This window comes from Pseudomonas sp. NY15372 (genome assembly GCF_048068215.1).
Taxonomy (GTDB): domain Bacteria; phylum Pseudomonadota; class Gammaproteobacteria; order Pseudomonadales; family Pseudomonadaceae; genus Aquipseudomonas; species Aquipseudomonas guariconensis_A.
Map to the genome: position 1 here is coordinate 38222 of NZ_JBLUPY010000014.1, position 20718 is coordinate 58939.

Below are 20718 nucleotides of genomic sequence, written 5' to 3' on the forward strand. Positions count from 1 at the left end.
GCGCTTGGCCGCGTCGCTACCGCTCCATCCCCTCGGACTTCGATTAAATCAAGCGCAGAAAGCCCTCCTTCAATGGGCTTGGTCGCGATTGTTGTCCAGCGTTTCCAGCAAGGCGATCTGCATGCGGGTATGGACCCGGATGAACCAGCGCCACAGCAATGCCACCACCACTGCCGCTACCACTGCGATCACCAGCAGAAGCTCGTTGGTCGGCAGGATGCTCGCCGACAGCGCCGAAAGCAGCAGGAAGATCACCAGCAGCGACAACAACGGAATCACTTCGGCGATCACCCGCCGCACACGCTGGGTATGCCGCCCTGCCATCTCCGGCTTGACGCCCAGCTCGGCCAGCAGCATCGAAAGCGCCTTGAGCTTGCGGTAGGCGGCAATCAGGAACGGCAACGACAGCAATAGCGCAGCGCCCCAGATCAATGCCTTCTGCCGGCTGATATCGCCGACCCACTCCATCAGCCAGGTGCCGATACGCTCGGCGAAGTAACCGCCACTGAAGAAGATCGCGATCACCAACGCCAGGTTCACGCCGACCTGCAGCAGGATGCGCCTGACCATCGCAGCCACCATGGCGCCTTCCCCTTGGGGTTGGATGCTGCGCAACCATTCACCATATAGCGACAACACCCGTGCCAGCCGACCGGGCACCACCTTGCCGAGCTTCAGCGACAAGGGGTCGGCGGCGCGAATCAGGTAGGGCGTGAGCAAGGTGGTAATTGCCGAAACAGCCACCGCTACCGGGTAGAGGAAGTCACTTGTGACCTGCAAGGTCATGCCCAGCGCCGCGATGATGAAGGAAAATTCGCCAATCTGCGAAAGGCCCATTCCCACGCGCAGCGAGGTACGCCCGTCATTGCCGGCAATGAAGGCGCCCATGCCGCACGACAGCATCTTGCCCAACACCACCGCCACGGTAATGACCGCAATAGGCCAGGCGTAGTCGACCAGAACGCGCGGGTCGATCATCAGGCCGATGGCCACGAAGAAGATGGCACTGAACAGGTCGCGCACCGGTTCGATCAGGCGTTCGATCTTCAGCAGTTGCCGGGACTCGGCCATGATCGCGCCGATCAGGAACGCACCCAGAACCATGCTGTATTCGAGCTTGACCACCAGCAGACAGAACCCGAAACACAGGCCCAGCACGGTGATCAACAGCATTTCGTTGCTTTCGAACTTCGCCACGTAGGCCAGCAGCCGTGGCACCAGCAGGATGCCGACGACCAGGGCGACGATCATGAACAGCGACAGCTTGCCCACCGTGGAAAACACCTCGCCCGAACTGACCGTGCCGCTGACCGCGATGCCTGAAAGCAGGGCAATGATGCCGATACCCAGGATGTCCTCCACGATCAGCACCCCGAAGATCAATTGGGCGAAGCGCTCGTTCTTCATCTTCAGGTCGTTGAGCGCCTTGACGATGATGGTGGTCGAGGAAATGGCCAGGATCGCGCCCAGGAACAGCGAATCCATCGTGCTCCAACCAAACCAGCGGCCGATCTCGAAGCCGATCCAGATCATCAGCACGATTTCCAGGAAGGCCGCGATGAACGCCGTGGCACCGACCTTGAACAACTTGCGCAGGCTGAACTCCAGGCCCAGGCAGAACATCAAGAAGATCACCCCGAGTTCGGCCAGGGTCTTGATCGTGTCTTCATCATGGATCAGGCCGAAGGGCGGTGTGTGCGGGCCGATGATGAAGCCGGCGACGATGTACCCCAGCACGACAGGCTGCTTGAAGCGATGGAAAAGAATGGTGACCACCCCGGCCACCAGCATGATCACGGCCAGATCCTGAATGAAGCTGATGGCATGCATGGCGAGGGACTCCTTTTCTCGTTGCCTGGGCAGACCGCTCCTCTGCCGAGGCAAACCCGAGCGAGCAGCAAGTACATACTGTGTTCAATGCAGGAAAGCCCAGGTTGCGTGGGCTCGCTCAGGTTAACATCGCGCCTGTGTGCGAAACGCCGATGCAATATGCAGAAACAGATCGGCGATTTTGCCGCCAGCGATGGCATGATTCGCGTGACGATGGCGCGTCGGCCGACGTCCCGTACCAGGATGTGAAACCACATTGAGGGGGAAACAGAAGTGTCTGCAGATACCCGCCCCGTTTCAGCGCAACCAACCCGTGAGCACACTATGGAACCTGGAAACGCCCAGTTGACGATGACTGTCCTGATGACCCCGGACATGGCCAATTTTTCGGGCAACGTACATGGCGGCACCCTGCTCAAGTACCTCGACGAAGTCGCCTACGCCTGCGCCAGCCGCTACGCCGGCACTTATGTGGTGACGTTGTCCGTGGACCAGGTGATCTTCCGCGAGCCTGTGCACGTGGGCGAGCTGGTGACGTTCCTCGCTTCGGTCAACTACACCGGCAATACCTCGATGGAAGTGGGCATCAAGGTGGTGACCGAGAACATCCGCGAGCGCTCCGTACGCCATTCCAACAGCTGTTTCTTCACCATGGTCGCAGTGGACGACAACCGCCGTCCGGTACAGGTACCGCCACGCCAGCCGCAAAGCAGCGAAGAGAAGCGCCGCTTCTTGCAAGGCCAGCAGCGCCGGCAGATCCGCCAGGAACTGGAACAGCGCTACCAGAACCTCAAGACCGATTCGATCTAGTCGTTACCGAATGGCTTTGGAGGCTACCGCCCCCACAAGCGGTTAGCACTACCCCTGTGTGCGGGCTTGCCCCGCGATCAAGGGCGAAGCCCTTGCCAGGCGGCGATGATACTGGGCTCGGCCTAATCGCGGGAAAAGCCCGCTTCCACAGGGGGCAGCGCTAGCCGATTAGTTGCCGACCACCAGACGTTGCGCCTGGAAGCGCACGCGCGGATGGGCGATGCGATCCTGGGCCCGGACCAGCTGCAGCTCGTAGCTGGCACAGGCCTGGGTTTCCAGCAACACCTCATGTACTGCGGCGGCGGTGAACTCGAACGCCTGCACCCAGCTGTCGCCCAGCAGCACCCGGGCCAGGAACAGCCCGGAGGTCAGGTCCCCTACGCCCACCGGCTGGCGGGGAAACGCCAACAGCGGGCGCTGCAGATGCCAGCAGCCGTCGCCGGTGACCAGCAGCATCTCGAAGCTGTCCTCGGCACGCCCTGGGTAGGCCAGGTGCTTGACCAGCACCACTTTCGGCCCACGCTCGAGCAGACCACGGGCCATGGCCACGCAATCGTCCAGGGATTGCGCCCTGCGGCCACAGAAGCTGTCCAGCTCGAGCTGGTTCGGGCAGAGGATGTCGGCCACCGAAGCGGCCTCATCGAGCAGGAACTCGCTCACCTCCTCCGGGACGATGCAGCCTTTTTCCGCATGCCCCATGACCGGGTCGCACAGGTACAGCGCCTTGGGGTTCACCGCCTTGATCCGTTGCACACCCGCCAGGATCGCACGCCCTTGTTCGGCACTGCCCAGGTAACCGGACAACACCGCGTCGCAGTGGCCCAGCTCGCCGATGTTGGAAATGCCTTCCACCAACGCAGGAATTTGCGCTGGAGCAAGCACTTCACCGGCCCACTGGCCATACTGAGTATGGTTGGAGAATTGCACGGTATTGAGTGGCCAGACATTCACCCCGGCCCGCTGCATGGGGAACACCGCCGCGCTGTTTCCGGCATGGCCGAAGACCACGTGGGACTGGATGGCAAGCAGATGCGGTGTACGTTTCATGCGAATTTTCCAAAGCTGTTTCAAAAGTATGCGGCGCGCAGTATGAACCTGATTGCCACCTGTACGACAGGCCAGGGACACAGTTAAGCTGGACTGACCTGTTTGGAGCATATGCAAATGTTGACCCTGGAGAACCTGTTCGTTCTGATGGTGGTAGCCGCCGCCGGCGCCTGGTTGTGGCACAACCACGGGCTACGCGAGAAGGCGCTTGAACGGGTCAAGCAACATTGCGCCAAGCTCGACCTGGAGCTGCTCGACGATAACGTCGCGCTCAAGCGCATCGGGTTCGTACGCGACGCCAATGGGCGCAAGCGCCTAGCCCGGGTCTATGGTTTCGAATTCACCGTCACCGGCGAGCAGCGCCATCCGGGTACGGTCACCCAATTCGGCGCCCATACCATGCAGATAGAATTGGCGCCCTATCCGTTCGAGATCAAGACGCCTCCCAAGGCGGACAACGTGATCGAGATGCAGCAGTGGCGCCAGGAGCACAACCGCTGGCATAACTGATCAGTCATCCAGGCGACAGGCAGCCAGGGCGGCTTTCAGGGTCTCCAAGGGCTGGGGCTGGTCGAAGATCAGTTCCAGGCGCGTGTCCTTGCGCCATTCGCTCGGCTGCCAGACCGGTTTACCACCATCGAGGGTATTGAACGATTGCCAGCCGGTCGCGCTGTGGATAACGCCTTTGGCCCGTCGCCATGGCCAGGCCTGCAGAAATCGCTCCAGGCGCCCCGCGTCGAAACGCTGCGTAGGGTGCCAGCGCCAACCCATACTCCAGCCACCTTCCCCGGCCTGAGCGAGACAGATAGGTTGGCGTGGATCGGGCCAAAGCACGTTAATGCCGGCCGCAGGTTCATTCACAGGTAATTTATCCACAGACTCGGTGGGCGTCGATGCAGGTGCAATGCTTGGCAAACGATCTAGCACAAACGCCCCATGCTCTGTCCAATAGCTAGGCAAATCGGGCAGCCGAGCACTTATCAACAGACGGTTTTTTTCATCCACAGAGGCGGATTTGTTGAAAACCAGCATTCCGGCTGCCGCCAAGGCCGCCTGCTGCGCCTCCGGCAATGGCTCGCCACGCGCCAAGGCCTGGGTATCCAGGACCATCAGCAGCGGCTGTACCGCCAGCACACCTGACCAGGGGACCTGGCGGAGCTGGCCAAGCAACTGAACGGGGTGGCCGAGCCCGGACGGTTCGATGAACAAGCGGTCAGGCCTGGCCTTGCGCAGCAAACGCCCCAGGCCGACCTGAAACGGCATGCCATTGACGCAACACAGGCAGCCACCTGCCACTTCGCCAATGGCGATACCGTCGTCGTCACGACCCAGTAGCGCCGCATCCAGCCCCACCAGGCCAAACTCGTTGACCAGCACCGCCCATCGTTCATTCGCCGGGCGCTGGGCCAACAGCTGATGTATCAGGCTGGTCTTGCCGGCGCCCAAGGGGCCTGCGATCACGTGGGTGGGGATGTTCTGCAGCATGGGAAAGTGCCTGGAAAAACAGTCGCCCCACTATGACCCTTCGATCGAGCCCGTCAAGCGTCGTGGATATCCACAGGCTCAGGCAACATCCTCATACCAAGGCCCGAAAGGGTCGTTGAAACGAAGCCAGGCCATTTCGCCCAATGCCATTTCCTCGTCGGTCAACAAGCACGCTTCCAGCTCTGTGGATAACTGTTTGAAGTCGACGTTCTGGCCGATGAAAACCAGCTCCTGTCGGCAATCACCGCTTTCGGCCACCCATTGCTTGAGGATCGCGGCGGTACTCTCCTCGTCCTGTGGCCAATGCTCACGTGGAACGAAGCGCCACCAGCGCCCCGCCATGCCATGGCGCATCATGCCACCCGCCTGCGACCAACTGCCCGCCTCCTGGAACTTGCTGGCCAGCCAGAAAAACCCCTTCGAACGCAGCAAGCGGCCATTGGTCCATTCGCTGTGGATAAAATCGTGGAAGCGCTCAGGGTGAAACGGCCGACGGGCTTGCCAAGTGGTGGCTGCAATCCCGTATTCCTCGGTTTCCGGCACGTGCTCGCCACGCAGTTCCTGTAGCCAGCCAGGGGCCTGGGCCGCCTGTTCGAAGTCGAACAGGCCCGTGTCGAGGATGCGCTCCAGCGGCACTTGGCCCATGACCATGGGGACAATCTGCGCCCGGGCATTGAGGCTGCGCAGGATGGCCATCAGCTCTTCGCGTTCATGCTGGCTGATCAGGTCGATCTTGCTGAGCAGCAGCACATCGGCGAATTCCACCTGCTCGACCAGCAGGTCGGTGATCGAGCGCTCATCATCCTCGCCCAGGGTTTCGCCGCGGCTGACCAGGCTGTCGGCGGCTTGGTAGTCACGCAGGAAGTTCAGACCATCGACGACCGTCACCATGGTATCCAGGCGCGCCATGTCGGACAGGCTGCGCCCCTGCTCGTCACGGAAAGTGAACGTTTCGGCCACCGGCAGGGGTTCGGAAATACCGGTGGACTCGATCAACAGGTAGTCGAAACGCCCCTCCCGCGCCAGCTTCGCCACTTCCTCGAGCAGGTCTTCGCGCAAGGTGCAGCAAATGCAGCCATTGCTCATTTCCACCAGTTTCTCTTGCGCCCGGTTGAGGCTGACGTTGCGCTGCACTTCGCTGGCATCGATGTTGATTTCGCTCATGTCATTGACGATCACGGCCACCCGCAGGTTTTCGCGATTGCGCAGTACATGGTTGAGCAAGGTGCTCTTTCCGGCGCCCAGGAAGCCGGACAGCACGGTAACAGGAAGACGGTTGGGCATGGGAAACCTCATCGGGCAAGGGCATTCGAAGCGATGCATTGCATACGTTATATTATAACAATACAATTTCGCCAAGCCCGTGTGCCGCTGCTGCACTCACCAGGATCGCCAAGATGACCAGCCTGACCCTCCCCGATATTGCCACCCAAACCCAACCCCATACCCTCCCCCTGGACTGGGTTGGCATGCAGGGCATCGCATTGCCGTTGCGGCATGAAGGCCGCGTTCTCTGCGGGCAAGCAGACGTCGGGGTCAACCTGGAAGATGGCGTTTCACGGGGGATACACATGTCGCGCCTGTACCTGGCGCTGGAGGCGCTCGAGCAAGCCGAGCTGAATCCGCTGTCGCTACGCCGGTTGCTGGCTGATTTCCTCTCATCCCATGAGCGGTTATCTTCTGCGGCGTACGTAAGCCTACGCTTCGATCATCTCCTGAAACGGCCGGCCTTGGTCAGCCCGTTGGCGGGTTGGAAAAGCTATCCCGTCACCCTGGACGCGAAGATCGAATATGAAATGTTCCACGTGGAACTATCCGTTGTGGTGCCCTATTCCTCCACTTGCCCTTGCTCAGCCGCCCTGGCTCGACAGCTGATTCAACAGCAGTTTCTTACCGACTTCCCCACGCAAATGCCCGACCAGGCCACACTGCTGGAATGGCTAGGCAGCAACCAAGGCATCGTCGCCACGCCACACAGCCAGCGCAGCCAAGCCCATGTCCGCGTTCAACTACGGGACAACTTGGCTCATCTACCGATCACTGAGCTGATCGACACGATCGAGGCAGCCTTGGGCACTGCCGTGCAAACCGCGGTAAAACGCGCCGATGAACAGGCATTCGCCTTGGCCAATGGCCAGAACCTGATGTTCTGCGAGGACGCCGCGCGACGGCTGCACCTGTCGTTGCGCGACGTGGAATGGACGGCTGGCTTCAACCTGCGCGTGGAACATGCAGAAAGCCTGCATGCCCATGATGCGGTTGCTGCCAGCCAATATCGCTGGTGATGCTCAGGTGCGTGGTTTCACCGAACCACAGTCGCTGCCCAGCCAAACGGCCCGGGTATTCATGCTGCCCTGTTGCTGAACACCGGAGGCATTGAAGGTGCCGCTGACCTGGGTCAGGAATTCCCGGTCACTGAGGAAGGTCGCCTGACCGTTACCTTGGGCGCGCGGGCAGCTGAACTGGAATTTCCATACGTTGCCCGTACGCTCGGTGATCTTCTGGGTGCAGCCGGACTGAGGGTCCTGCAGCGGAATGTCATCGGTCTGGACCTGCTCAGGCGTGAGGCAGGAACGCACGCCTTTTCCTGCCAAGGTAATACCCTGCTTGGCCAATACCCCTTCCATCATGGCACGCTGCTCCGGCGGCAGGTTCTTCAATTGCCCGAGCATGAATTCCATATTGGGTAACGGCTTGCCATCGACCTGCATGTTACTGGTGGTCAGTTCCCACAAGCCCGGTTGCAGCATCTGCGCTTGCACCAGCGGTGCGCCCAGGCCCAATGCCAGGGCCAACAGTGGCAGACGAATCTTCATGGATGAATGCTCCTCGAAAGACCGGCTACTGGCCGGTTGAGCCTTAGACGTCATTTCCGCTTCCGGGTTGCAAGCCGGGCCTGGAACATGCTCTGTTATCCCGGTGCCCTCAGCAAGCAGGATGCGTATGGACTACCACAGCCCCTATTTCTTCGGCTATGTACTCGGCTTGATTCACTTGCTCGGCATCATCGCCGCGCTGCACGCCGTATTCACCGTACGCACCGCCCAGGGCGCGATCGCCTGGGCCATGTCGCTGTTCTTCATTCCTTACTTCACACTGGTCCCCTATCTGATCTTCGGTGCTCGCTCCTTCTACGCCTACATCCAGGCCAGGCGCCAGGCTAACCAGGAAATGCATGTGGCCATGGCCAACCTCAATTGGCGGCCTTGGGTAGAGGAAGCGCTCACAGCGCGCGAATCACAGAGTTATGCTGCGCTGCGCGCCATGCCGCGGCTGGGCCCCATGCCCTGCCTGGCGAACAACGAGGTGAAGCTGCTGATCAACGGCAAGGCGACCTTCGATGCGATCTTCACCGCCATTGCCCAGGCACGCCAGGCGGTGCTGGTGCAGTTCTTCATCATCCATGACGACACCCTCGGCCGAAAGCTACAGCAATTACTCCTGCGCAAGGCCGCCGAAGGTGTGCGTGTCTATGTGCTGTACGACCGGGTCGGCAGCCATGCTTTGCCGGCCAGCTATAGTCAGGCCCTGCGCGACGGTGGCGTGCAGATCCATGCGTTCGCCACGCGCCGTGGCTGGTTCAACCGCTTCCAGGTCAATTTCCGCAACCATCGCAAGATCGTGGTGGTCGATGGCCTGCTGGGCTTCTTGGGTGGGCATAACGTCGGTGACGAATACCTCGGCGAACATCCCCCTCTATCGCCTTGGCGCGATACCCACGTCCAAGTCAGCGGCCCGGTGCTGGCCTGCTTGCAAGAGTCGTTTGCCGAGGACTGGTACTGGGCCACGCGTGAACTGCCGCCACTGATCCTGCCCGACACCTATCCGGAAAACGGCGTGCTGTGCCAAGCATTGGCCAGCGGGCCGGCTGACTCCCAGGAAACCTGCGCACTGTTCTTCCTCGAAGCCATCCACTCGGCTACCCGCCGGGTGTGGATCACCAGCCCTTACTTCGTTCCCGATGAGGCGGTATTCGCGGCGCTGCGCCTGGCGGTGCTGCGCGGGGTCGATGTGCGCGTCCTCATTCCGGCACGACCGGACCACCGTATCGTCTACGCCGCCTCCAGCCTGTTCGCATTCGAGGCGGTACGTGCCGGTGTAAGGATGTTCCGCTACCAGCCAGGGTTCCTGCACCAGAAGGTGGTGCTGGTGGATGACGAGGTCAGTGCGATCGGCAGTGCCAACCTGGACAACCGCTCATTCCGGCTGAATTTCGAGATCACGTTGCTGACCGTCGACCGCACCTTTGCCGACCAGGTCGAGGCCATGTTGCTGAAGGATTTCGAGGAGGCCAAGGAAATCAGCGCCGAGGACAGTCGCGATACGCATCGCCTGCAACAACTCGGGATGCGTATCGCGCGGCTGATATCGCCGATCCTTTGAGTTAACGGTAAAGGTCTTCGCGGGTCCAAGGCAGGTCGTGATGCCCGTCCGCATAAGGCTTCACCGCGAGGATCTGGTGCAGGTTGATCCAGCCCTTGGAGAAGGCATAGGCACAGCCGGCCAGGTACAGGCGCCAGATGCGCAAGGTCTTCTCCGGCACCAGGGCAGCAGCCTTGTGCAGCTGGTTCTCCAGGTTCTCGCTCCAGTGGTTGAGCGTCTTGGCGTAGTGCAGGCGCAGGCTTTCCACGTCAACGATCTCCAGCCCTGCTTCACAGATGCGAGCACTGATCATCGACACATGCGGCAGTTCGCCATGGGGGAAGACATAGCGGTCGATGAATTCACCCGCCCCCCGCCCCACGGGACGCCCGTCCACGTGCTTGGCCGTGATGCCATGGTTCATCACCAGGCCGCCTTCGCGCACGGCACCGAACAGCTTCTGGCAATACAGCTCAAGGTTGGCATGGCCGACGTGCTCGAACATGCCGACACTCACCACCTTGTCGAACCGGCCATCCTGAGGCAGGTCGCGGTAGTCGAGTATCTGCAGATCGACCTGGCCGGCCAACCCTTCATCCTTGACCCGCTGGCGCCCCAGCTTGAGCTGCTCCTTGCTCAGGGTAATGCCGAACACCTTGGCGCCATACTCACGCGCGGAGAACCGTGCCAGACCACCCCAACCGCAGCCCACGTCGAGCAAGTAGTCACCAGCCTGCAGACGCAGCTTGCGGCACAGGTGGTCGAACTTGTTCTGCTGGGCTTCGTCGAGGGTATTGTCCGGCTCGCGGAAGTAGGCGCAGGAATAGGCCATGTCCTGGTCGAGCCAAAGCTGATAGAACTCATTGGACAGGTCGTAATGGTAGGAGATGGCTTCGGCGTCCGTGTCCTTATCGTGAGCGGTTCGCGCCGGTGGTGCTTCGTCTTTATCCTCCAGCAAGGCTTCGCTGAGCTCGTCGCAGACCCGGATGACTTCCCCGATATCGCCTTCGAGCTCGAGCTTGCCTTCGACGAAGGCGGCACCCAGTTCGTCCAGGCTCGGATGGGTCAGCTGGCTGATCAGCTGAGGCTCCTTGACCAGGATGGTGACCTGCGGGCTCGGCCCCAGGTCGAACTGGTTGCCGTCCCACAGCTTCAGACGCAAAGGCAAGTGCAAGCTCTGCAACGCAGGTGGAAGTTGCGCAAGCATGAATGACCCTCCCTTTCATTTTTCCAGACGTCGCGCCTCTAATTGGGACGTCACCGGGAACAGGGTAGTTCATTCGTAGGAAGTTTCCGTGAATGCAGACCTTGGTCTAGAAGCATCCGAAACAAATTGAAGGCATTTTTGTATACAACTTTCTTTGCGCAGACTAATCTTGTGGCCCTCTTGCGCTTCTTCACTCCTGGAGTAAACCCATGAAATCCTATGATGTGGTGATCATTGGCGGCGGCCCCGGTGGCTACAACGCAGCGATCCGCGCCGGTCAGCTGGGCATGAGCGTCGCCTGCGTGGAGGGCCGCTCGACCCTCGGCGGCACCTGCCTGAACGTCGGCTGCATGCCGTCCAAGGCCCTGCTGCATGCGTCGGAGCTCTATGAAGCGGCCACTGGCGAGGAGTTCGCCCACCTGGGGATCGAGGTCAAGCCAACGCTCAACCTGGCCCAGATGATGAAGCAAAAGGACGAAAGCGTGACCGGCCTGACCAAGGGCATCGAGTACCTGTTCCGCAAGAACAAGGTTGACTGGGTCAAGGGCTGGGGCCGCCTCGACGGCGTCGGCAAGGTCATCGTCAAGGCCGAGGACGGTAGCGAGACCACGCTGCAGGCCAAGGACATCGTCATCGCCACCGGCTCCGAACCCACCCCGCTACCAGGCGTGACCATCGACAACCAACGCATCATCGACTCCACCGGCGCCCTTTCGCTGCCCCAGGTACCCAAGCACCTGGTGGTGATCGGTGCCGGCGTGATCGGCCTGGAACTGGGCTCGGTATGGCGCCGCCTGGGTGCCGAAGTGACTGTGATCGAATACCTGGACCGCATCTGCCCCGGCACCGACGAGGAGACCGCCAAGACCCTGCAGAAAGCCCTGGCCAAGCAAGGCATGGCTTTCAAGCTCGGCAGCAAGGTGACCCAAGCCACCCCATCGGCCGACAGCGTCAGCCTGACGCTGGAACCTGCAGCAGGCGGCGCGGCCGAAACCCTGCAGGCCGACTACGTGCTGGTGGCCATCGGCCGCCGCCCCTACACCAAGGGCTTGAACCTGGAAAGCGTCGGCCTTGAAACCGACAAGCGCGGCATGCTGGCCAACGATCATCACCGCTCCTCGGTGCCAGGCATCTGGGTGATCGGCGATGTCACTTCCGGCCCGATGTTGGCGCACAAGGCCGAGGACGAGGCGGTCTCCTGTATCGAGCGTATCGCCGGCAAGGCCCATGAGGTCAATTACAACCTGATCCCGGGCGTCATCTATACCCGCCCTGAACTGGCCAGCGTCGGCAAGACCGAAGAACAGCTCAAGGCCGAAGGCCGCGCCTACAAGGTCGGCAAGTTCCCCTTCACGGCCAACAGCCGCGCCAAGATCAACCATGAAACCGAAGGCTTCGCCAAGGTCATCGCCGATGCCAACACCGACGAAGTGCTGGGCGTGCATTTGGTGGGCCCAAGCGTGAGCGAGATGATCGGCGAGTTCTGCGTGGCCATGGAATTCTCGGCCTCGGCCGAGGACATCGCCCTCACCTGTCACCCTCACCCGACCCGTTCCGAGGCCCTGCGCCAGGCGGCGATGAACGTGGATGGCATGGCGATGCAGATCTGATCTGCGTCGAAACGAGACGGCATCAAAAGGGCGAACATCGATGTTCGCCTTTTTTTGTGCTTGTCCCGCAATCAAGGATAAAACCCTCGCCAGGCGACGGTGATATCAGGCCTGACACAATCGCGGGACAAGCCCGCTCCCACAGGTCCGGCTAGCAATCTGAAGGAGCGGGCTTGCCCCGCGATCAAGGGCGAAGCCCTTGCCAGGCGACGGCAATATCGGGCCTGATCCGATCGCGGGACAAGCCCCCACAAGCGACACAACCCCAAGACAGGCACCTGCTACCCTTTGGCTCCCCGGTCGCCACCGTGCAACTGCGAGTCGCCACAGTGCGATTTTTTATTTCAGGCTGCCCGTAACGTGATCGACAGCCACCGCCGCGCGGGGCCCCACGACATAACAACGATAACGTCCCGAGGGAGAAGTCATGAAGCGATCGATCACAGCGGCCACCTGCGCCGCGCTGTTGAGCGTTGCCAGCGGTACCTGGGCCGCCGAGCCGGCCGCCTGCCAGAACGTACGCATGGGCTCGGTGAACTGGACCGATGTGGTGGCCAGCAGCGCAGTGGCCGAGGCCCTGCTCGACAGCCTAGGCTACAACGTCAAGCAGACCAGCGCCTCGCAGCAGATCATCCTCGCCGGCATGGCCGAGAAACGCCTCGACATCTTCCTCGGCTATTGGCAGCCAACCATGCAATCGGTGGCCAAACCCTACCTGGACAAGCAGCAGATCGACGTCATCACCCCGGCCACCCTCAGCGATGCGCAATCCACCTATGCCGTCCCCGCCTACGCCTATGACGCAGGCCTGAAGACCTTCGCCGATATCGCCAAATTCCGTGACAAGCTGAACAACCGGATCTACCTGATCGAACCGGGCAGCGGCATGAACCGCATCACCCAGCAGATGATCGACCAGGACAAGTTCGGCCTCAAAGGCTTCCAGGGCGTGGAGTCCAGCGAGGCCGGCATGCTCACGGCGGTGAAGCGCGCCGTCAATCAGCAGAAATGGGTGGTGTTCGCCGGCTGGAAACCACACCCGATGAACCTGCAAATCGATATGAAATACCTCTCCGGCAGCGACGATGCCTTCGGCCCGAACGAAGGCTCCGCCACGGTCTCGATCATGACCGCTGCTGGCTACCAGCAGCAGTGCGGCAACGTCGCCAAGCTGCTGCACAATCTGCGCTTCACCAGCGAGGGCGTGAGCCAGGTGATGGAGCCCATCCTGGACCGCACTGCGCCGCTGGAGGCCGCCCGCGCCTGGCTCAAGGCCCACCCAGAGCAGGTCGCTACCTGGCTCGCTGGGGTGACCACCTTCGATGGCAAACCGGCCGACGCGACGCTGGTCGCCAGCCAACAATGACCCGCTATCCGCTGTCGGCCGGCATGACGGCCTTCGTCGAGCGCACCCGCGCCTTCGCCGTGGCCGACACTTCGCTCGCCGCACAACGCGCGGCCTATTCGCGCATGGCAGCGGCCTTCACCCCGCCGCCTCCGGCAGGCGTGCAAGTACGCGACCTGCGGCATGCCCAGTTGCCACCGTTGCGGCTGTTCTACCCAGCACGCCCAGCGCCACCGGGCGGCTGGCCCACTGCGATGTTCCTGCACGGCGGGGGCTGGATACTCGGCGACCTCAATTCGCACGCGTTCTTCTGCGCAGAGCTGGCCATGCGGCTGGGGTTGCTGATAGTCGCAGTGGATTACCGGCTCGCACCGGAACACCCCTTCCCCGCCGCACTGGAGGACAGCCTTGCAGCCTGGCGCGCTCTGCGTGACGGCGTCGTAGACGAACCTATCGATCGCTCGCGCATGGCAGTGGTCGGCGACAGCGCCGGTGGCAACCTCGCCGCCGCCTTGTGCCTGGCGTTGCGTGATGCCGATGAGCAGCAGCCCTGCGCCCAGGTATTGATCTACCCAGCCCTTGGTGACGAAAACACCGCCTCCCGTCACGCGTGCGCCGATGCGCCGCTGTTGTCCTGCGAGGACCTGCAGGCGTGCCTGGACGCCTACCTGCCCGCATCCACCCGGAGCTATCTGGCCTTGCCATTGCGCGCGCATGATCTGTGCGGGCTGGCGCCAGCCTTCATCAGCGTCGCCGAGTTCGACCCCCTGCGTGACGATGGGCTGCTGTATGCCGAGCGGCTGCGTGGTGATGGGGTGGCAGTGGAGTATTTTCCAGGCCATGGGCTGGTGCATGGGTACTTGCGAGCGAGGGGTTTGCCGGAAGTGGATCGTATGTGCGACGCGTTGTTCGAGGTGCTGGCCAGTAGGATGGCTTGTCCGGCACGAAGCCACTAGCAGTGGCCTGCTGTTGGTGGTGAGGTGCGCATGGACCTGGACGGGCTTGCTGCGCTTGCACGCCTGCCATGCTTAATCAGCAGGGGTCCGAGCGCTGTTCGCCGTGCTGCCCATGCTAGGCTGGTCCCTCACCCTTGGCAGCGCACCGACATGACACAGCCCATCATCGGCGTAGGGCTACGGCCCTTGCACTATCAGGCTTTTCTCGACAATCAGGTCGAGGTGGACTGGCTGGAGGTACACGCCGAGAACTACTTCGCCGACGGTGGCTGGGACCGCCATGTCTTGGAGCAGATCGCCCAGCGCTACCCGCTCAGCCTGCACGGCGTGGGCCTGGGGCTGGGCTCGGTGGACAATCCGCCCGAAGCGGCTATCGAACGCCTGGCGACGCTCTGCTCGGCACTGCGCCCGATCAAGGTTTCGGAACATCTGTGTTGGAGCAGCCATGGCGGCCGCCACTTCAATGACTTGCTGCCGCTGCCTATGGTCGACGCCACGCTGACGTTGCTGGTGCCGCGCTTGATCCATATCCAGCAGCGCTTGGGCCGGCAACTGCTGATTGAAAACCTTGCCCCCTTGCTGCGCTATCAGGTGGATCAATACAGCGAAGCCCACTTTCTGTGTGAATTGGCTCGCCACAGCGGCTGCAGCATTTTGCTGGACCTGAGCAACTTGTACGTTAACGCGCACAACCATGGCGAGAGCGCACTCGAAGCACTCGACACTATCGAGCCGGGCTTGGTCGGCGAAATTCACTTGGCAGGCTTCAGCCAGCAACAGGGGTGGTTGATCGACGATCATGGCTCGATGATCGAGCCGCCAGTGTGGGACCTCTATCAACACGCCCTGCACCGGTTCGGCCCGGTGCCTACGATGATCGAGTGGGACGTGCGACTGCCTGGCTTGGATGTCTTGCAGGGGCAGGTTGAGATCGCCCGCGCCCTGGCCGCGCGTTGCCTGGCATGACACTGGAACAGTTGGCTCGCCTGCAAGCGGATTTCGCCGCCGCCTTGAACGGCTCCGATGAGACCGCGCTGGAGGCCTGGGTCACATCAGGCCAGGCCCGCCAGGGCATCGACCATTATCGGCGTCGCTTGGAGGCACAGCAGCAGCGTACCTTGGGGCTGATCTATCCGAAGCTGCGTGAGCAGCTTGCGCCCAGGGTTTTTGCGCAGCTGTGCGAGCAATATGGGCACCGCCATCCATCCACAGAAGGTGACTTGGGTTTGTTCGGTGACCGGCTGGGGGATTTTCTCGAGCGACAACCTGCGTTTGGCAGTGGGTCGGACCTGGCGCTGCTGGCTCACCTGGAGTGGGCCGTACACCACAGCAACCGTGCGGCCAACACCCCTGCCTTGAGTGCGACCGAAATCCTCGCCGATAGCCAGGCAGGCCTGCAGCATGAAGTAAGGCTGCATCCGGCCTGTCAACTACTGACCAGCTCCTGGCCGGCCTATCACGCCTATACCCATTCGACGCCTGCGAACGCAGGGCAAGCGCTACCGCAATTCCTCGTGCATCGGCTGCGCTGGCAGGTATGGGTACGCTGGGTGCCCCCTTACGAATACGCCTCGCTACAGGCGCTGCAAGCGGGCTGCTCGCTGGAAAAGGCGATGCTGGTCGCCTATGACCATCACCCTATCGATTGCCCCGATGCACAGCGCATCGAGCAAAGCGGCGCATTGCTGCGCCGCTGGGTCATGGACCAGCTGCTGGTGGTCTAGCCGGCTACTGCATGACCGCTTTGCAACTGAGCAAAGCTGGTCAGGCTGCCAGCCAGGGCACTTGCCGCCACTGTATAAGGGCTGGCAAGCCATACGCTGCCCGGCCCTGAACGCCCAGGAAAATTGCGGTTGATGGCGCTGACAGTCACTTGGTCCGCGGAGGTCGACTGGCCAGGCCCGCAGTTCGCGCAGGCACCACAGCCCGGCATGATCAACTGCACACCAGCCTGGCGGAAGGTTTCCAGGTAGCCTTGGTCCCGGCAATAGTCATGCACATCGGCGGTACCGAACTGGAGAAAGAACCTGGTGTGCGACGCCTGCACGATGCCGTTGGCCTGGGCCCACTGGATCACCTCGTGATAAGCGTCGAAGTCGCTGCGCTTGCCTGCCGTGCAGGAGCCGCCATAGGCGATGTCCACCCGCACTGGGCCGGCCACGTCGGAGATTGCCACACCATTGCCGGGGTCACCGGGCGCCGCAAGCATCACACTCACTTGCGACGCATCGATTTGCAGCACATCTCGGTACACAGCGTCCGGGTCGCTGCACATCCACGGTTCCAGCTGTACTTCGACCCCGCGCCGTTCGCGCAGGAACGCCACGACCTGATCGTCCGGCTCGACGATACCGGTCATGCCACCCAACTCGGCCACCATGTTGGTGAGGGTCGCTCGTTCATCGACGCTCATCTGGCGGACGGCCGAGCCGCCGAACTCGAATACACACCCGATGGCCTTGCCCTGGCGTATGAAGTCCAGGCGCAGCAGGTGCAGCACCAGGTCCTTGGCCATGACCCCTTCGGCCAGTTCCCCGCTGACCTCGATACGCAGCGTTTCCGGCACTTTGCACCGTACGTGCCCAGTGTGCCAGCTGTGGGTCATATCGCTGGCGCCCACACCGAAGGCCAGGCAACCCAACGCCCCGGAGTGCGGGGTATGCGAATCGGTGCCGATGACCACCTGGCCCGGCAAGGCATAGCGTTCGATCATCAAGGCGTGGCAGATGCCTTCGGAGCCACCGCGCTGCTTGTCCGCACCATGACTGCGCACCGGGTAGCGCCGGCTGAAACGCTCATGGCCATCGACCAGGTGGCGGATGCCAGGCAATAAGTTCTGCTCGATATGCGGCACGCTTTCGCTGGCCAGGACCAGATGGTCCTCGAAGGTAATGATGCTTTGCGGATCGACCAGCGACGCCGGCTCGCCGTAAGCTTGATGCAACAGGTGCGCACACATGCCAGTGAAGTAGTCGTGACTGAAGCGCAGGTCGGCGCGGATGAACACACCAACGCCAACTTCAGGTTTCGGTGACTGGGCATGGAGGTGGCGTTCGATGATCTTTTCCACCAGCGTTTTCGGCCCGGTCGTTCGCAACGCTGGCGTACGATGGGTAGCCGACCAGTCCAGGCTACGGCTGTACTTGAGCAGGCCACCACTGCGAATGATCTGCTGGGTGAGCGCATCACGCCCTTCCAGGAACTCCTCGAGGTAGATCGGCTCGCCAGCAGCGATCCGGTCGAGCACGCCGAAGTCGGTGGTGGTCAGGATGCCCAGGTTGTCGCAGTTCTGCTGGTAGATACGCTCGAAGCTGCGAGCCACGATCAGGCGGATGCCCGCCGACAACTCGGCCAGCGGTGAGGATTCACGGGAAGATCCCTTGCCATAGCGGCTACCGGCCACCGTCACGCTGAAACCACCCTGGCGGACCTGATCGACGCCAATCGGCATCGTGTCCGCTGACTTGAAGCCAACATAGGGGAAGCGACCGAGACGCTCGTCATAGTCGAGCATCACAGTGACCGGCGTGATCTCATCGGTGGAAATGTTGTCCCTGAGCGGTTCGGCCTGGGCGAGGCTGCAGTCCTCGCCTTGTAATTGCCGCTGCATGATCTGGGGGTTATCGCTCAGGTAAAGAATGCGTCCTGCCAGGTTAATGGTGGTTTTCATGGTGATCCTCCGTACCACCACCTTAATGGATTACCTGGCTGTTCAAGTTGCCAAATGGGCACTGCAGCAGTGCCCAAACATCATGCTGGTTCAGTTGTCGCTGAGTGAGGTCTCGTTGCCGTCCATCTGCCCGCGCAACAACAGCAACAGGCACCAGCCTGCCGTTGCCAGCAGCACCAGGCTGGTGGCACCGAAGACGAAACGCAGGCCCAGGGACCCAGCGGCGAAGCCACCTAGTACCGGGCCGGCGACCTGCCCCAGGTACTGGGCCGAGGTGGAATAGCCGAGCATCTTGCCGACCCTCTGCGCGCCAACGTTCTGCCGAATCACCGCCGACACGCAGGGGATCAGCCCACCCAGCGCCAGCCCCATGGCCAGGCGCAAGGCGACCAACTGCCAGGCCTCGGTGACCAGTGCCTGGGGAATCAACAGCAAGCCAGCAACGGTCAGGCACAGCACGATGACCTTCAAGGCGCCGATGCGATCAGCCAATTTACCCAGACGTGGTGCCGAGAGGATGCTGCCCAGCGCCGATGCCGCCATGCAGAATCCGGCCAGCACCGTGACCGACTGTGCGCTGACGCCAAGGCTGCGCACATACAGCGTGATGATCGGCTCGATGGACATGTTGGCCATCATCAGAATCATGGCCACCAACAGCATGGTGAGGACGATGGACATGTCTGGCCGCACCGCGGCCTCGCTGGCGGCGGTGGTCTTGCCGGTCTTGGTCAGTGTCTTGGGCGAAGTGATGAACAGGCAAGTGGCCAGGAAGTTGAAGAAGATCAACCCGCTGGCTCCAAGGAAGATGGTACGGATATCGACGATATTGGGCAGCACCCCGCCAAGCAGCGGGCCGACTAGGCCGCCAGCCATGATTCCGGACGACAGCACGCCCAGCGCCCAGGCCGAACGGTCCTTCGGCGTTTGCGCCGCCACCAGCACATAGGAGCCCGAGGTGTAGCCACCCGCCAGGCCGACCAGCAGGCGCAGTGCAACCAGTTGCTCGACACTCTGCGCCATGCCGATCAGGCCCATGCTGACCACCATGCCGAAACTTGCCCGGATCAGGTTCTGCCGGCTGCCGTAGCGATCCGCCAGATGCCCCCAGAGTGGCGCCACCAAGGCGGCGCTGAAGAAAGTCGCGGCGTAGGCGATGCCGGACCAGCGGGCAATTTCAGCATCGCCTGTGACGCCCAGGTGCTCCACATATACAGGCAGGAACGGCAGCAGCACGGTCATGGCAACAATGTTGATGAACGATCCAAAGAAACAGATTGCCAGGTTACGTTGCCACTGCATTGCCATCGCTCCTGCGATATGGTTTGAAAATGTCGTCGGCCGATCAGACCGTCGCCACTGGTGTAACGGGTGAAGCGACCGCGCCCGTCAGCCTGAGTGGCGGCGCGGTCAGCAGGAAGCGGCTACGCCCGTTCGCGCGCAGCCATTGCGCCAGCGGAGTCAGGTGCCACAATTCGCCGAGGTGGATGCCAAGCTTGAACAGGCACAGGTTGTGCAACGGCAGAATCGGGTAGGCTGGCAGGTCCAGCTTGTCTGTCGGGTCATAGGCCTCGACCGCATGATTGTCGGCGGCAATGGCGGCGATGCCGCTGCTGCTCACCCATTCCAGCAGTTTCGGGTCGCGTCCGTCCAGCTCCACGCACGAGCGCTCCAGCAAGTGCACATCAGGGTCTCCCCCCATATCCACCAGCATCTGGGCGAAGCCGGTATGGAAGAGAACGATGTCGCCAGGCTCCACTTCAACGCCGTCGAGCTCCATCACTTTCAGGATGTCCTCGAACCCGACGCGCCGTCGCTGCCGGCCGAAATGCGCCTCCAGATCGATCAGCACGCCGCGCCCCTGCACGCCCGTCGCGGCCATGTGCTCAACCCCCAGCACCTTGGCCGGCGTCGCTGGCAGTTGCCCTTCGGCATCCGGCTCGCGCACCACCTCGCCGAACACATCCGGGGTGGCGGCAAATCCGTTGTAGTAGCAGCTTTGCAACTGCCCGTCGCCCTGCAAGTCGTACAAGCTGCCGACCTGCGCCAGGCTGTCCCACTGGGTGGAATACTGCGTGCACAGGGTAACGGTGTGGTCACAGAGCACATCGGTCCAGTGCGGGTCGTCCTGGCAGAGGTGGTAGTCGATGTTGGATTGCTCATTGCGCTTGACCGGCTTAAGCACTGGCGGTTGCCGGCGTGGGTTCCATTTCGAACCGCCGGGCAGGTCAAGCGGCAGGCTCAGGCAGAACGAGCGGCCCTCGCGCACCTCGGCGACCCCTTGCAGGACCTTTTCCGGCGTCAGCAGGTTCAGCCTGCCGAGTTGGTCATCGGCACCGAAGTCGCCCCAGTTGGCACCCTCGGGACGTGTCTTGTATCGCATGACTGTTCTCCAG

Annotated in this window: 18 protein-coding genes; 9 read left to right on the plus strand and 9 right to left on the minus strand. The window is 61.9% G+C overall.

All coding sequences use genetic code 11. The features are described 5' to 3' along the window. Positions 1–69: 69 nt before the first annotated feature. Entirely contained in the window at positions 70–1830 is a 1761-nt protein-coding gene (locus tag ACNFG0_RS12735; protein ID WP_196146874.1) for a cation:proton antiporter, read from the minus strand. Positions 1831–2154: 324 nt separating this feature from the next. On the opposite strand from ACNFG0_RS12735, the gene ACNFG0_RS12740 reads away from it, so the two are divergent. Then, positions 2155–2640, plus strand: a complete 486-nt coding sequence (locus ACNFG0_RS12740) for an acyl-CoA thioesterase (protein ID WP_043209987.1) — start codon at positions 2155–2157, stop codon at positions 2638–2640. A 168-nt stretch (positions 2641–2808) separates the two neighbouring features. Here ACNFG0_RS12740 and pdxY read toward each other — a convergent pair whose 3' ends face one another. Next, complete coding sequence (gene pdxY / locus ACNFG0_RS12745; protein WP_416765073.1) at positions 2809–3687, minus strand: pyridoxal kinase PdxY; 879 nt, start codon at positions 3685–3687, stop codon at positions 2809–2811. Between the two features lie 117 nt (positions 3688–3804). Here pdxY and ACNFG0_RS12750 point away from each other — a divergent pair, with 117 nt between their 5' ends. Next, positions 3805–4197 carry a DUF3301 domain-containing protein gene (locus tag ACNFG0_RS12750; protein ID WP_196156635.1) on the plus strand — a complete coding sequence of 131 codons (393 nt, stop codon included), beginning with the start codon at positions 3805–3807 and terminating at the stop codon, positions 4195–4197. On the opposite strand, the gene ACNFG0_RS12755 is transcribed toward ACNFG0_RS12750, so the two are convergent. Further along, positions 4198–5172 (minus strand): CobW family GTP-binding protein, encoded by a 975-nt coding sequence (locus ACNFG0_RS12755; RefSeq protein ID WP_416765075.1) that lies wholly within the window; start codon positions 5170–5172, stop codon positions 4198–4200. Positions 5173–5250: 78 nt separating this feature from the next. Continuing rightward, the gene (gene zigA / locus ACNFG0_RS12760; protein WP_196156630.1) at positions 5251–6456 is read right to left on the minus strand and encodes a zinc metallochaperone GTPase ZigA; all 1206 of its coding nucleotides are present in this window, start codon (positions 6454–6456) and stop codon (positions 5251–5253) included. Positions 6457–6569: 113 nt separating this feature from the next. On the opposite strand from zigA, the gene folE2 reads away from it, so the two are divergent. Then, entirely contained in the window at positions 6570–7457 is an 888-nt protein-coding gene (gene folE2 / locus ACNFG0_RS12765) for a GTP cyclohydrolase FolE2 (RefSeq protein WP_196156629.1), read from the plus strand. A gap of 3 nt (positions 7458–7460) precedes the next feature. Here the strand turns inward: folE2 and ACNFG0_RS12770 are convergent, their stop codons facing one another. Next, complete coding sequence (locus ACNFG0_RS12770) at positions 7461–7988, minus strand: DUF3617 domain-containing protein (protein ID WP_196146880.1); 528 nt, start codon at positions 7986–7988, stop codon at positions 7461–7463. 127 nt (positions 7989–8115) lie between these two features. Between ACNFG0_RS12770 and cls the strand changes: the two genes are divergently transcribed. Continuing rightward, positions 8116–9555: a cardiolipin synthase gene (gene cls, locus ACNFG0_RS12775; RefSeq protein WP_416765078.1), complete on the plus strand. Its 1440-nt coding sequence runs from the start codon at positions 8116–8118 to the stop codon at positions 9553–9555. A gap of 1 nt (position 9556) precedes the next feature. Here cls and cfaB read toward each other — a convergent pair whose 3' ends face one another. Next, positions 9557–10741 (minus strand): C17 cyclopropane fatty acid synthase CfaB, encoded by a 1185-nt coding sequence (gene cfaB / locus ACNFG0_RS12780; protein WP_416765080.1) that lies wholly within the window; start codon positions 10739–10741, stop codon positions 9557–9559. 209 nt (positions 10742–10950) lie between these two features. On the opposite strand from cfaB, the gene lpdA reads away from it, so the two are divergent. From lpdA to ACNFG0_RS12805, 5 genes are all read left to right on the plus strand, one after another. Next, entirely contained in the window at positions 10951–12351 is a 1401-nt protein-coding gene (gene lpdA, locus ACNFG0_RS12785) for a dihydrolipoyl dehydrogenase (protein ID WP_196146883.1), read from the plus strand. Positions 12352–12778: 427 nt separating this feature from the next. Next, positions 12779–13717 (plus strand): choline ABC transporter substrate-binding protein, encoded by a 939-nt coding sequence (gene choX, locus ACNFG0_RS12790; RefSeq protein ID WP_416765082.1) that lies wholly within the window; start codon positions 12779–12781, stop codon positions 13715–13717. Further along, positions 13714–14652 carry an alpha/beta hydrolase gene (locus ACNFG0_RS12795; RefSeq protein WP_416765084.1) on the plus strand — a complete coding sequence of 313 codons (939 nt, stop codon included), beginning with the start codon at positions 13714–13716 and terminating at the stop codon, positions 14650–14652. The genes choX and ACNFG0_RS12795 overlap by 4 nt, the downstream gene beginning before the upstream one ends. Before the next feature lie 150 nt (positions 14653–14802). Beyond that, positions 14803–15618, plus strand: a complete 816-nt coding sequence (locus ACNFG0_RS12800) for a DUF692 domain-containing protein (protein ID WP_416765086.1) — start codon at positions 14803–14805, stop codon at positions 15616–15618. Further along, entirely contained in the window at positions 15615–16376 is a 762-nt protein-coding gene (locus ACNFG0_RS12805) for a putative DNA-binding domain-containing protein (RefSeq protein ID WP_416765088.1), read from the plus strand. Before ACNFG0_RS12800 ends, ACNFG0_RS12805 begins: the two co-directional genes overlap by 4 nt. Here ACNFG0_RS12805 and ACNFG0_RS12810 read toward each other — a convergent pair. The 3 genes from ACNFG0_RS12810 to ACNFG0_RS12820 form a co-directional block, all read right to left on the minus strand. Then, positions 16373–18322 (minus strand): aconitase family protein, encoded by a 1950-nt coding sequence (locus ACNFG0_RS12810; RefSeq protein WP_196146705.1) that lies wholly within the window; start codon positions 18320–18322, stop codon positions 16373–16375. The two genes, ACNFG0_RS12805 and ACNFG0_RS12810, sit on opposite strands and share 4 nt — an antisense overlap. 90 nt (positions 18323–18412) lie before the next feature. Beyond that, the gene (locus tag ACNFG0_RS12815) at positions 18413–19624 is read right to left on the minus strand and encodes an MFS transporter (RefSeq protein ID WP_230381044.1); all 1212 of its coding nucleotides are present in this window, start codon (positions 19622–19624) and stop codon (positions 18413–18415) included. Between the two features lie 43 nt (positions 19625–19667). Further along, the gene (locus tag ACNFG0_RS12820; protein ID WP_230381045.1) at positions 19668–20705 is read right to left on the minus strand and encodes a cyclase family protein; all 1038 of its coding nucleotides are present in this window, start codon (positions 20703–20705) and stop codon (positions 19668–19670) included. Positions 20706–20718: the final 13 nt, after the last annotated feature.

Excerpts from the sequence above, each read along its gene's own strand:
- ACNFG0_RS12735 (WP_196146874.1), bottom strand. The coding sequence starts at position 1,830 with ATGCATGCCATCAGCTTCATTCAGGATCTGGCCGTGATCATGCTGGTG.
- ACNFG0_RS12815 (WP_230381044.1), bottom strand. The coding sequence starts at position 19,624 with ATGCAGTGGCAACGTAACCTGGCAATCTGTTTCTTTGGATCGTTCATC.
- pdxY (WP_416765073.1), bottom strand. The coding sequence starts at position 3,687 with ATGAAACGTACACCGCATCTGCTTGCCATCCAGTCCCACGTGGTCTTC.
- ACNFG0_RS12805 (WP_416765088.1), top strand. The coding sequence starts at position 15,615 with ATGACACTGGAACAGTTGGCTCGCCTGCAAGCGGATTTCGCCGCCGCC.
- ACNFG0_RS12795 (WP_416765084.1), top strand. The coding sequence starts at position 13,714 with ATGACCCGCTATCCGCTGTCGGCCGGCATGACGGCCTTCGTCGAGCGC.
- ACNFG0_RS12800 (WP_416765086.1), top strand. The coding sequence starts at position 14,803 with ATGACACAGCCCATCATCGGCGTAGGGCTACGGCCCTTGCACTATCAG.
- ACNFG0_RS12750 (WP_196156635.1), top strand. The coding sequence starts at position 3,805 with ATGTTGACCCTGGAGAACCTGTTCGTTCTGATGGTGGTAGCCGCCGCC.
- cls (WP_416765078.1), top strand. The coding sequence starts at position 8,116 with ATGGACTACCACAGCCCCTATTTCTTCGGCTATGTACTCGGCTTGATT.
- ACNFG0_RS12770 (WP_196146880.1), bottom strand. The coding sequence starts at position 7,988 with ATGAAGATTCGTCTGCCACTGTTGGCCCTGGCATTGGGCCTGGGCGCA.
- folE2 (WP_196156629.1), top strand. The coding sequence starts at position 6,570 with ATGACCAGCCTGACCCTCCCCGATATTGCCACCCAAACCCAACCCCAT.
- lpdA (WP_196146883.1), top strand. The coding sequence starts at position 10,951 with ATGAAATCCTATGATGTGGTGATCATTGGCGGCGGCCCCGGTGGCTAC.
- ACNFG0_RS12755 (WP_416765075.1), bottom strand. The coding sequence starts at position 5,172 with ATGCTGCAGAACATCCCCACCCACGTGATCGCAGGCCCCTTGGGCGCC.
- ACNFG0_RS12810 (WP_196146705.1), bottom strand. The coding sequence starts at position 18,322 with ATGAAAACCACCATTAACCTGGCAGGACGCATTCTTTACCTGAGCGAT.
- cfaB (WP_416765080.1), bottom strand. The coding sequence starts at position 10,741 with ATGCTTGCGCAACTTCCACCTGCGTTGCAGAGCTTGCACTTGCCTTTG.
- ACNFG0_RS12740 (WP_043209987.1), top strand. The coding sequence starts at position 2,155 with ATGGAACCTGGAAACGCCCAGTTGACGATGACTGTCCTGATGACCCCG.
- choX (WP_416765082.1), top strand. The coding sequence starts at position 12,779 with ATGAAGCGATCGATCACAGCGGCCACCTGCGCCGCGCTGTTGAGCGTT.
- zigA (WP_196156630.1), bottom strand. The coding sequence starts at position 6,456 with ATGCCCAACCGTCTTCCTGTTACCGTGCTGTCCGGCTTCCTGGGCGCC.
- ACNFG0_RS12820 (WP_230381045.1), bottom strand. The coding sequence starts at position 20,705 with ATGCGATACAAGACACGTCCCGAGGGTGCCAACTGGGGCGACTTCGGT.